Source organism: Bdellovibrio sp. GT3 (genome assembly GCF_037996765.1).
Taxonomy (GTDB): domain Bacteria; phylum Bdellovibrionota; class Bdellovibrionia; order Bdellovibrionales; family Bdellovibrionaceae; genus Bdellovibrio.
Map to the genome: position 1 here is coordinate 107,995 of NZ_JBBNAD010000004.1, position 12,171 is coordinate 120,165.

Below are 12,171 nucleotides of genomic sequence, written 5' to 3' on the forward strand. Positions count from 1 at the left end.
GATTAATCATCCCTGCGATAAAAAAGACGAGCCAGCATAAATCCCGCAAGAGCTGCCACACCCACGGCCATCCACGGATGCTCCTTCACGGAACTTTCCATTGAGTTTTTCAGCTCCGTTATTTCAGCTTTTTGTTCATCGGAAATTTTGTCAGTCAAAGGGGACGCGGCTCCTTTGAGTTCTTCCAGAATTTGCTTTTTGATTTCGGCGATAAGTTGATCACGGTCCATGGTGTTTTCTCCATGAACCTTATCGGCATAAAACGAGACAGGATTAACTTTTCCAGACTATCGACCAGTGGCGGCTATTCGCTAACGGTTTCCCAGAATGGCAGCATTCCAAAGGTTAGGTTCGCACCACTAAAAACAACCATGGCTCCGTCAGCCATTATAACGGAAGAGGGAGCTTGGCAGGCTTCGGTAAGTGGAGTTCCAAAACTCCATTGATCTGTGTTTGGCTCGTAAAATCTGACACCCGAAACGGGTTCATTGCCAGAAGCACTTTCATTGCCACCAGTAATGGCCACTTTTCCGCTAGGAAGCAGTTGTCCCGACATACTTGTTAAAGTCGTGTCCAAACTTGCAGCCGGCGACCAGGTGTCGTCAGCAGGATTGTATATCTCAGTAGATGCAAGGGCGGTGTTCGTGTTTATATCCGTTCCGCCGATCACAAAGATTTTTCCCGAAGGCAGCTTAACCACGACCGAATTCATTCGAGCATAGGCGGGATTGGCCAAGGTGGACCAAGTTCCGCTGGAAATATCGTATTTTGAATTTCCATAGGGTCCAATAAAGATGACTTCGGTTTCACTGATTGTAAATGCAGTATCAAGAAGGGCAGGTGCAGAGCGCGGTGTTAGTGTGCTCCAACTGCCGTCAGCGGGATCATATACGTCGTTTTGCAGGACTGGGCTGCTGCCAGAATCTAGGCCGCCTGAAATCAGCAGTTTTCCATTTGGCAGAACCAAAGTGGTATGGGCATAGCGACCTACAGGCATTGTTACGGGAGAGAAGGTGTTTAAATCTGGATCATAAATTTCAGCACTCGAAGAAGCGACGCCTCCAAGGGTGAAACTCATTCCTCCTGCGATAAAGACTTTACCGGAAGGTAGCAGCGTGGCGGTATGATAGACACGGTCATTCGCCATGTTCGGGCCCGCTGTCATGGTGTTCGTGTTTGAGTCGTAGATGGCAGTCGACTCTGTCACGGCAGCGGCCTCTGCCAGAGGTTGTCCCCCGGTGAAAAGAATTTTTCCATTCTTCATTAATGTGGTGGTGTTGCCCACGCGTCCACCGAGTAATGGTGTGCTGCCAATCCACGCAACGCCTGTCAGTTGTCCTTCGATATAAGTTTCAGTAACGGCGCCCGTATAATCGGGATCTCCGCCCCCCGCGATCAGGATTCTGCCATCAGGAAGCTTCAGCAACGTTCCAAGGGAATGACCCGCTTCAATTGCAATTGGATCCACTGACCAGCTGTTGGTTGCCGGGTCATAAATTTCGCTGGCTTTTGCCGCAATAGAAGGGACAGTTAAATTGCTGACTCCACTGGTAACAAGAATTTTGCCACTTGGTAAACCGATGGCGCCATGGGCGCGTCTATTACCACTTAGCGATGGCCCCGCCGACCATGTGTTGGCACTGACATTGTAAATTTCCGTGGTCGCAGTCATACTTCCAGTCGAAGCCCAGCCACCAGTCAGTAAGACATTTCCCGAAGGTAAAACAGCCGCTGCTGCTTGATAGCGGCCCAATGCCATAGGGGCTTTGGTTGAAAAGGAGTTCGTGGATGGGTCATATGCCTGAACAGTGGTAATGGATGTTACCGCGGCTGTAGTTAGTCCTCCAAGGATCAAAATCGTATTGTCTGACAAGGTAACCGACGGGAACTCTGAAACTGCTGTTGGCATATCCGGTCCATAGGTCCATTGATCAGTTGCCGGATCGAATATCTCAGTTTTTTCAGTTGGTGCGGAGGTCGTTGGGTGTGCAGCGCCGCCGATTATTATAACTTTTCCGTTAGGTAGCAGGTGGGAAGAGTGACCCGCGCGTGGGACCGCAATCGAGGGACCCGCAGACCAGGAATTGGATGCAGGATTATAAATTGCTGTCGTTGCCGTTCTTGCAAAAGTTCCGTCGAGCCCACCAGCAACCAAAACTCGTCCATCATTTAGAACGGTGGCTTGGGAAAATAAACGAGGTGTGGGTAGCGCGGGGCCCGCCGACCACAACCCAGTGGCTGGATCAAAAATTTCTGTGGAATCCAAAGCCGTATTCGTTGAAGACGTTTGAGAGAGTCCTCCGGCTACAAGTACCTTCCCATTCTTCAGAAGTGCGGTGGCGTGCAGGGCTCGATCTTTTATTAAGTTGCCTTGGCGTCTCCAGGTGAACTTACTCATGTCAATTTTTTCAGCCATAGTGACCGGAGAGCTGGTGCCGGTCGCACCATTTAGCAACACTAGATAATCACCGGAAACATTGGCGGTATGTAAACCGCGGACTCCGTTTTTTAAAGTTCCCAGCGTCGACCATGAACCCAGAGTTGCGTCAGGAGTATAAATTAAGGAATCATCGAGCGCCGTGTTGCCACTGCTATCGGCGAAGCCGCCTGTGACCACCAGAACTCCATTTACTAAAGTTGCCGTGTGTCCCCATCTTGCCGTCGGCAGTAAAGTAGCGAAATATAACGCCGCTGGATCAGCGGGATTGATGATGTTAACAATATCTGTAGGTCCCGCACTTCCTATGCCTCCCACTATGGCAACGCGCCCATTTTTCAACAATGTCGCAGTCAGATCATTGCGACCCACTGAAAGAATGGGTGTCGCTATTCCCATTTCCAGTGATGGAATTGCCGGAGGGGTGCTTGGATTAAAAATCTCACTCGCCGTCAGATAACCTGATTGTGATGATCCACCTATAATTAATACTTTGCCGTTTGGCATAAGTACGGCTGCATGTCGTGTACGCTCCGCTGGTAAATTGACACCCGCAGGACTCCAGGAGTTTGTCGTCGGATCATAGATCTCCAGCGAAGCAGTATAAGTCGTATTGCCAATTTCCCCGCCCGCGACCAGCACTCGACCGTCCGGTAGAAGGGTGGCCGTGTGATTCGCGCGAGCCACCGACATCGAGTTAGCTGAACTCCATGAGTTTGTTGTGGGATCATACAATTCTGCAGACGCACGGTAGGCGGTATCATTCATGCCACCCACAACCAGTACTTTGCCGCTGGAAAGCAGGGTGGATGTGTGGCGGGATCGTGCCTCTGTCAATGCTGGAGCTTCCGACCAGCGTGAAGTCACGGGATTAAAAACTTCTACGCCATTCAGTGCGGGACGAGGTCCGTTCAAAACCGTACCTCCAACCACAAGGATGCGCCCATCAGTTAATGTGGTTGCGGTATTTCGTACTCTACGAACATTGGGGTAAAGAGAGCGAGATGCTTGGGAGGAATAAATACCTGGGCTTCCCAGTGAAGGCAGTTGGTCTATCTCATAAAATGAGAGATCAAGAGTACATCCTGTGAGTGTCCCCACAAATGCTATGAAAGCAAAAATGTTCCGAATCCAATGTGCCCACACGTTCATATGAATACTTATCGGCTAATTTGAAGAAATTTTTGAATCCAAAGTTTGCTTTCGTGTTCTGTGAGCACAGTGAAGTTTGTCTCATATTGAGTCAGCAGTCGTTCCGGATTTAGGTCCAGCGATGCTTTATTCGTTTCAATAAAAACAAATATAAATTTATTTATAGGAATCAGGAGAAGACATGAAATTGATTTTCGCGTTCGCGGTATTTTTGACGAGTTTCCTCGACGAGTATTCAAGCCAGTTCCAAATACCAGGTGCAAAACTTTTATGCGGGCACTGCATACCGTTGGGAAATCTTTTATATTCCATTGGCCTTGAACTACAACATTGTTTATTTCCAGCCAGCGCCACTTACTTTCGGAAGTATTGAAGCAAAGAATGGAATTGGTGCGCATCTTGGCGTCGGATGGTTTATCAATGATCATTTTGCTTTGGAGTTTATTGGGCGTTCAGCAATGACGGAACTGAACCTGACCAACTCCACAGGCACCTCCAAAAACAAAGGAACAATCGCCTCGACATCACTTTTGTTGAGATACGACTATTAGAAGTTTCATAAAGCGATCACCTTCTGGTCACCCATTTTGGGAATCAGAACCAGGGTGAGAATGCGAGCGGAATCTTTCACGTAAAAGAGGATTCCGCAGCTATGCTTAAAGAATGAAGCTGCAAATCACGTTGCTAATTATAGCTTTGATAAGTCTTACAGCCTGCGGGAATGGTGGTCTCAGTGCCGCCAGTTCAGCGGGTGTCAATGAAGGCAGTTCCAACCAAGGCAGTGGAAGTGGTGGAACCGTCATCGGGGAAACTCCGCCGGCTGGCAGCGATGGCTGCTATGGGATGGATGCCAATACCTGCCTGGTTTTTAAAGCCACCAACACTCAGCGTGTCGCCAATGGACTGGCCGCCCTGGCATATTGTCAGGCGTGCACACAAATGGCCTATGAGCAAAGCAAGGACATGAGTGATAGGGGTTATTTTGATCACACACGACCGGATGAGGCATTTTATAGTCGCTGCACGCGATTTGGACTGGCTTCGGGGTGCGGTGAAAACATCGCGCAGGGCTACTCTGCTTCACAGGTCGTGCAAGGCTGGATGGAAAGCCCTGGTCACCGCGCCAATATCTTAAATCAATCCTATCGCTCATTCGGAGTAGGTTTATATAGCGGATTCTCGACGCAGGTATTCTATACGGGAACGAATCGCTAAGCCCAATTAAGCCGTTTGCTGAAATTGGATATGAATGCAAAGACGATAAAGAATAATGTCTGGATAATCACGATGAATGGGGCAGTGTCAGCATCGAAATGATAGCTCAGCAAAGTCCCCAGCAAGCACGAAACCACCGAGACCATCACGGCAACGATCATCATTCGATCCAGGGTGCGGCAAACCAAAAATGCCGAAGCCCCCGGAGCAATTAGCATCGCTACTACCAGAATGATGCCTGCGGTTTTTAGCGCGGAAACAATTGTCAGCGACAGGAGTGCCAGCAGGCCAAAGTGAATCCATTTCACTCGCAATCCGGAAGTCTGTGCATGAGTGGGATCAAAACAGTAAAGTTCGAACTCACGACGTTTAATAATCAAAATCAAAGCACTGCTAAGGCCAATTATACAAGACTCCATCAGCTCGGAATAACTCGTGCCTAAGACATTTCCAAACAGCACGTGCATAAGGTGAATGTCGGTTTCGATCTTGGTCAACATCACAAGCCCTAAGGCAAACATACCCGAAAAGACAATTCCTAAAATAGCATCCTCTTTGATGCGACTGTTGGCTTTGATAAACCCAGTGCCGAACGCACAAACCAATCCCGCGCCAAACGCACCGACGCCCAATGGGATTCCAAATAAGTAGGACAAAGCCAGGCCTGGCAGAACGGCATGGGAGACAGCATCGCCCATCAGCGACCAGCCTTTAAGAATCAGGAAGCATGAAAAGACTGCGCAAGAAATGCCGATGATGATAGCACTGGCCAGGGCGCGAACCATAAATTCATGTTGTAGCGGCTCCATGATAAAACTCATCAAGGTCATGGTGTGGCCTCTTTACGAAGAGTTCTTCTTTTCGCCAGCAACCCATGTTTGGGAGCAAAGACGAATAACACCAAAAACAATAACGTCTGCAAAGTGACTATCAAGCCGCCCGGAGAAGCATTTAAGAAGTAACTTAAATAGACTCCAACCATGCTGGTGACAGTGCCAAAGGCAATAGACAGTGGCACCAGAACACGGAAGCGATCCGTTAACAGGTAAGCAGTGGAACCCGGCGTGACAACCATCGCGATTACCAAGCAGGCGCCTACAGTTTGCAGTGAAGAAACCGTGGCAGCACTTAAAAGAACAAAGAAAAGAATTTTCAGAAAGTTTACGGGCAGTCCCACGGTGCGCGCGTGAACTTCATCAAAAAAGACGGCCCAAAGATCTCGCCACTTGGCGATCAGGATCACCAGAGTGATAACGGCCATTATAACCACTTGATTGCGGTCTTCCGGGGAGATGGCCAGGATATTCCCCAGAACGATGGTTTGAATGCTGACCGCCGTGGGCTTCAAAGAAGCAATCAGCAGTCCCAACGCAAAGAAAGAACTGAAAATCAAACCGATCACGGCGTCTTCACGCAACTTTGTTTTCTTGCGCACAACACTCATGCTTAAAGCTGCCAGAATCCCCGCAAAGAAAGCGCCAGCTGAATAGGGCAAGGACAGTAAGTAAGCCAGCGCGACTCCAGGAACAATGGAATGCGCCAAGGCATCGCCCATCAAGGACCAGCCTTTAAGCATCAAATATGCTGAAAGAAATGAACAAACGGCTCCAACCAATCCGCAGACCCAAATGGCATTGACCATGTAGTGGTAAGAAAAAGGTTCAAGCAGCAATGCCATCATTCTTCGTCCTGATTTTTTTTGACGATTTCAGGATGGGATTTATCTCCGTACAAAACCAGTGCGCCCTCGTCGTCAGTCAGCACCGTGACAGTGCGTGGATCTGCATCGGTATGAAGGTCGGAACCTTGCAGATGCAGGTGGCGCAGCATTCCCCCGAAGGCGATGGCTAAGTTTTCCTGAGTAAAGCTGGTGCGTATAGGTCCGCTGGAAACAATGGATTTATTCAATAGCACCGCATGAGTGCAAAAGTCGGGAACACTGCCCAGATTGTGGGTGGAGACCAAAATCAAACGTCCATCTTTAGCCAGGGATTTGAACAGCTCCATCAACGAGTGTTCAGTTTTAACATCAACTCCGGTGAAAGGTTCATCAAGCAGGACAATGCGACTGTCCTGAGCCAAGGCGCGGGCGACGAACACGCGCTTTTTCTGGCCGCCACTCAGTTCACCGATCTGTCTTTTTCTAAGCTCGCTCAAGCCCACGCGTTGCAAGGCCTGATCCACAGCTTCGTGATCTTTCCTGGTCGCGATACGGAAAAATCCCATGTAACCATAGCGGCCCATCATCACGACATCTTCAACCAGAATCGGGAAGCTCCAGTCGACCTCTTCGCTTTGTGGAACGTAGGCGACTTGGTTTTTTTTAAGAGCCTCATGCACTTCCAGTCCATTTAGCAAAACAGTTCCGCTGGTGGGTTTAATGCCACCCGTAAGAGTTTTAAAAACAGTGGATTTGCCAGCACCATTGACTCCCACCAAGGCACAGATGTTCCCGGTCTCCAGATCAAGATTGATATTCGCCAGAGCTTTATGTCCGTTGCTATAGATGACATCCAGGCCCTTAATGTGCAGTGCCTTCATTTGGATTCCTTTAAGGAGTTTTTAAACCCATTGGCAATGGTCTGTGTGGTGACTTTCAAAAGATCCAAATAAGTAGGAACGGGACCAGAGGCTTCACTTAAAGAATCCACATACAATACGCCGCCATACTTCGCTCCGGTTTCCAGGGCGACTTGCTTGGCGGGACGATCCGAGATCGTGCTTTCAGAAAACACCACCGGAATTTTTTTAGCTTTAACGGCATCGATTACTTTGCGAACTTGTTGCGGAGTTCCCTGTTGGTCCGCATTGATCGGCCACAGATAAAGTTCCTTCATCCCCAGATCCCGAGCCAGATAGCTGAAGGCACCTTCGCTGGTTACCAGGTAACGTTTTTCCTCGGGGATGGAAGAAAGCGACAATTTCATTTCATCGCGCAGTTTCTTAATTTTTTCAGAGTAGACCGTGGCGTTGGCTTCGTAAACTTTGGCATTCTGCGGATCGATTTGTGTCAAAGCTTTACGGATGTTTTCAACATAGATCAAAGCGTTCTCGGTCGACATCCACGCATGTGGATTGGGTTTGCCGCTATAAGGCCCCTCATAGATGGACAGGGGCTTTACACCGTCGGAAATAACAAATCCCGGCACGCCTTTGGCGTCGCGCAGGAATCTCGAGAACCATCTTTCCAGATTCAGTCCATTCCATAAAATGGCATTGGCGCCCTTGGCGCGGACGATGTCTTTAGGGGTGGGCTGATAATCATGAATCTCTGCGCCCGGCTTGGTGATGGATTCCACGGTGGCGGCATCACCAGCGACGTTTCGCGCGATATCCGCAATCACTGTGAAGCTTGTGACGACTTTGGGCTTAGCCACTGCCAGTGAGGGCAAAGCGGTTAGCAGGGGAATGCATAAAATGGAGAGAGTTTTTTTAAAAACAGCTGTCATCAACTCTAAATTTAGCCACGAGGTCACTTTCTATACAATGGCGAAAAGAGTCTGACATCTTGTTGATAAGCAAACCGATAACGTCGAAAGGCAAAAAAAAAGCCCCGGTGTCTCCACCAGGGCTTTTTGAAAGATCAAGTGATCTAAGATTACTTTTGCTCAGCTGCGCGCTTCGCTTGGTATTTCTTAGCAAGCTCTTCTTGGATGTTACGAGGTACTGGCAAGTACTTCGCGAATTCCATAGAGAACTCACCTTTACCTTTAGTAGCAGAACGTAGATCAGTTGAGTAACCGAACATTTCTGTCAACGGTACTTCAGCTTCGATCACGCAGTTGCCATCAAAAGCAGTTGTTCCAACGATAGTACCACGGCGTTGGTTGATTTGACCAACCGCTGAACCTTGATATTCATCTGGAACTACAGTCTCAAGCTTCATGATCGGCTCAAGAACTGCTGGTTTAGCTGCAGGGTAAACCTCACGAAGAGCCGCCATACCAGCGATTTTGAACGCCATGTATGAGGAGTCGACGTCATGGTATGCACCGTCTTCAAGAACAACTTCAACACCAACGATTGGGAAACCAATCAATGGACCTTTAACAGTTTGCTCTTTGAAACCCTCTTCAACAGCTGGGATGAATTCCTTAGGAATACGACCACCAACAACGTCGTTAGAGAATTTGAATACAGAACCGTCTTCTTGAGTTGGAAGAGGGCGGATTTTACCCACGATCTTCGCGTACTGACCAGAACCACCGGTTTGTTTTTTGTGAGTGTAATCGTACTCTGCTTCAGCAGTGATAGTCTCACGGTAAGCAACTTGAGGTTGACCTACGATAACTTCACAGTTGAATTCACGCTTCATACGCTCAACGTAGATTTCCAAGTGCAACTCACCCATACCAGAGATGATAGTCTCATTTGATTCCTCGTCACGGTGAACGCGGAAAGTAGGGTCTTCCTTACGGAATTTTTGCAACGCTTTAGAGAAGTTATTCGCTGCAGCTTTGTCTTTTGGAGCAACTGCAAGAGAGATAACCGCGTCTGGAACGTGCATGGATTGCATAGATGCATTGATGTCTTCAGAACAGAAAGTGTCACCAGAAGCACAGTCGATACCGAACAATGCAACGATGTCACCCGCATAAGAAACATCGATATCTTCCATCTTGTCAGAGTGCATACGCACTAGACGAGGGATTTTAACCGCTTTCTTATTCGTTTGGTTCGTGATGAACGCACCTTTTTGCAATTTACCTTGGTAAACGCGCATGTACGTCAACTGACCGAATGGTGTTTCTTGAAGTTTGAACGCCAAGGCAACAGTCGGTTTGCTAGCATCTGGGAATAGATCGAACTTCTCTTCGCCTTTGTTAAGGTCAAGAGCTTGTTCTTTCTTCTCTGCTGGAGTTGGCAAGTAATAAGTTACGCCATCCAACAAATGCTGAACGTTTTTATTTTTGTAAGCAGAACCGCAGAATACTGGAACCAGTTTCAAATCGATTACACCTTTACGGATAGCCGCTTTGATTTCTGCTTCAGTTGGCTCTTCTTCCATCAAGAATTTTTCGCCGATAGAATCGTCGATATCCGCAAGAGCACCGATCATGATTTGACGGTATTCTTTAGCTTGATCCACTAGATCAGCAGGGATAGCGATTTCAGTGATTTTCTCGCCGTCGTTACCTTCGTTGACGAAAGCTTTCATTTGAACCAGGTCAACGATACCACGGTGTTGGTCTTCCAAACCGATTGGGATGTTGATCATAACTGCGTTCAAACGAAGTTTTTCAATCAAAGCGTCTTTTACGCGGAACGGATTGGCACCTTGACGGTCCAATTTGTTCACGAATGCCAAACGAGGAACGCCGTAACGTTTCATCTGACGGTCAACTGTGATGGACTGAGATTGAACACCAGATACACCGCAAAGAACCAGGATCGCACCGTCAAGAACGCGAAGAGAACGCTCAACTTCAACTGTGAAGTCAACGTGCCCCGGAGTGTCGATCAAGTTGATTGTGTAATCCTTCCACTGAACCTGAGTTGCAGCAGACTGGATTGTGATACCTTTTTCTCTCTCTAGATCCATGGAGTCCATTGTAGCGCCGACGCCATCTTTACCACGAACTTCGTGGATAGCGTGGATCTTACCTCCATAGAACAGAATACGCTCAGAAAGAGTGGTTTTTCCCGAGTCGATGTGAGCCGAGATACCGATGTTTCTGACCATATCAATATTCCATTTTTTGGACATAATATTACCCTTCTTATTGGTCGTTTAAGTCTTTGTTACTAATTTGAAAGTACTCGAATTATCATCAATTACATATAGATGCAAAATAAGATTCGCATGCCGGGCCCAGCCTATAGATATGACACAATGCATTCCCAAAAGGTACGGCGTACCTCTGCGGGCTGGGTTAGCGTAAGCTTGGTGGCATGATGGACCTCCACGATCTCCTGAAAAGGAATTTTGAGTTTAGCGCTTTTCGGGGCGAACAAGAAGCAATTTTGCGTAAAGTATGGGCAGATGAAAACCTGCTCGCATTAATGCCTACAGGAATGGGAAAATCCCTGTGTTTTCAATTCCCCGCAAAGATCCGAGACGGCCTCGTTATTGTCATATCTCCGCTGATTGCCCTGATGCAGGATCAGGTTCTGAAGGCCAAAGATCTGGATATTCCGGCTACTTGCCTGAACTCCGCTTTAACGCGAGATGAGCGTGAGTCTCGCCAGGAGCGACTGGCCAAAGGGGATTTCAAACTTTTATATGTGACGCCGGAGCGTTTTCGCAAACCGGAATTCCTAAAAGCCATCGAAGGCCGCAAAATTCAACTTCTGGCGGTGGACGAAGCTCATTGTATTTCCCAATGGGGACATGATTTCCGCCCTGATTATTCCCGGGTGGGGGAGTTCCGCGCACTTTTGGGCAATCCGCCAACGATTGCCCTGACCGCAACCGCGACACCGGAAGTTCAAAAAGACATTTTATCAAAACTCAACATTCCTGATGCCGAAATCATTTCGGCCGGGATTGAACGACCGAATCTGGCTTTGCGCGTGCATGATCTTTACGGCATCGACGATAAGATTCGCGCGATCATCGGACTTCGTTATCAGCAGCCGGGATCAGCGATTGTATACTGTTCGCTGATTCAAACTTTGCGCAAAATTTCTTCGGAATTAAGTCGTGCTGGCGTCAATCATCTGGTTTATCACGGTGACCTTTCGCCCCAGGATCGTAAGCGCAATCAAAAAGCGTTTATCAATGAAGAAGCACCGTTGATGCTGGCGACACCGGCATTTGGTTTGGGGATTGATAAGCCGAATGTGCGTTTGTTAGTGCACGCGGAAATCCCAAGTGCTTTGGAAAGTTACTTCCAGGAGGTCGGTCGCGCGGGTCGTGATGGCGTCGAGTCGTTCTGTCATCTTTTATATGATCAGGATGATGTCAGTATCCAGATGGAATTCCTAAAATGGTCCCATCCGGAACCTGAGTTCATCGCCAAAGTTTACGACTTGATCGAACAAAATCGACTGCGCGTGAATCAGGAAAAATTTGATTTCTTACGAGAGCAAATGAACTTCCGCAATCGCCGCGATTTCCGTCCCGAAGCCTCTGTCAGTATTTTAGAGCGCTGGGGCTGCTTGCAAAAATCCGACGATCCATTTCCGTATGCCTGCGTGCAAGCACCAACGGCAGAGCAGTTCGCTGCTGAAAATGGCCCGGTGATTTTGAAAGCCCAAAATTCAAAATTGCTCGAGATGGTTCGCTGGGCCACTCAAGATAAAGAATGCCGCATGAATTACATCTATCATTACTTCGGGCACAAGCACGAAACTCCGTGTGGGAAGTGTGATATCTGTGTTGATAGTCAAAAGCAGCTCCGTCAACTTTGAGATAAGCTTTGATG

Annotated in this window: 10 protein-coding genes; 3 read left to right on the forward strand and 7 right to left on the reverse strand. The window is 48.1% G+C overall.

The features are described 5' to 3' along the window. Nucleotides 1–2 precede the first annotated feature (2 nt). Nucleotides 3–230 (reverse strand): DUF883 C-terminal domain-containing protein, encoded by a 228-nt coding sequence (locus AAAA73_RS02170; protein WP_340596511.1) that lies wholly within the window; start codon nucleotides 228–230, stop codon nucleotides 3–5. Between the two features lie 74 nt (nucleotides 231–304). After that, the gene (locus AAAA73_RS02175) at nucleotides 305–3,589 is read right to left on the reverse strand and encodes a Kelch repeat-containing protein (RefSeq protein WP_340596512.1); all 3,285 of its coding nucleotides are present in this window, start codon (nucleotides 3,587–3,589) and stop codon (nucleotides 305–307) included. 257 nt (nucleotides 3,590–3,846) lie between these two features. Between AAAA73_RS02175 and AAAA73_RS02180 the strand changes: the two genes are divergently transcribed. Further along, a complete protein-coding gene (locus AAAA73_RS02180) occupies nucleotides 3,847–4,140 on the forward strand; it encodes a hypothetical protein (protein ID WP_340596513.1) in 294 nt (97 codons plus the stop codon). A gap of 112 nt (nucleotides 4,141–4,252) precedes the next feature. Next, nucleotides 4,253–4,804, forward strand: coding sequence for a CAP domain-containing protein (locus AAAA73_RS02185; protein ID WP_340596514.1), 552 nt, complete (start codon nucleotides 4,253–4,255; stop codon nucleotides 4,802–4,804). On the opposite strand, the gene AAAA73_RS02190 is transcribed toward AAAA73_RS02185, so the two are convergent. The 5 genes from AAAA73_RS02190 to fusA form a co-directional block, all read right to left on the reverse strand. Next, complete coding sequence (locus AAAA73_RS02190; protein ID WP_340596515.1) at nucleotides 4,801–5,634, reverse strand: metal ABC transporter permease; 834 nt, start codon at nucleotides 5,632–5,634, stop codon at nucleotides 4,801–4,803. The genes AAAA73_RS02185 and AAAA73_RS02190 overlap by 4 nt on opposite strands. Continuing rightward, complete coding sequence (locus AAAA73_RS02195) at nucleotides 5,631–6,485, reverse strand: metal ABC transporter permease (protein WP_340596516.1); 855 nt, start codon at nucleotides 6,483–6,485, stop codon at nucleotides 5,631–5,633. Before AAAA73_RS02195 ends, AAAA73_RS02190 begins: the two co-directional genes overlap by 4 nt. After that, complete coding sequence (locus AAAA73_RS02200) at nucleotides 6,482–7,345, reverse strand: metal ABC transporter ATP-binding protein (RefSeq protein WP_340596517.1); 864 nt, start codon at nucleotides 7,343–7,345, stop codon at nucleotides 6,482–6,484. The genes AAAA73_RS02195 and AAAA73_RS02200 overlap by 4 nt, the downstream gene beginning before the upstream one ends. After that, nucleotides 7,342–8,253: a metal ABC transporter substrate-binding protein gene (locus AAAA73_RS02205; RefSeq protein WP_340596518.1), complete on the reverse strand. Its 912-nt coding sequence runs from the start codon at nucleotides 8,251–8,253 to the stop codon at nucleotides 7,342–7,344. Before AAAA73_RS02205 ends, AAAA73_RS02200 begins: the two co-directional genes overlap by 4 nt. Before the next feature lie 149 nt (nucleotides 8,254–8,402). Then, nucleotides 8,403–10,511, reverse strand: a complete 2,109-nt coding sequence (fusA, locus tag AAAA73_RS02210) for an elongation factor G (protein ID WP_340596519.1) — start codon at nucleotides 10,509–10,511, stop codon at nucleotides 8,403–8,405. A gap of 188 nt (nucleotides 10,512–10,699) precedes the next feature. On the opposite strand from fusA, the gene AAAA73_RS02215 reads away from it, so the two are divergent. Next, nucleotides 10,700–12,157: a RecQ family ATP-dependent DNA helicase gene (locus AAAA73_RS02215; RefSeq protein ID WP_340597530.1), complete on the forward strand. Its 1,458-nt coding sequence runs from the start codon at nucleotides 10,700–10,702 to the stop codon at nucleotides 12,155–12,157. Nucleotides 12,158–12,171: the final 14 nt, after the last annotated feature.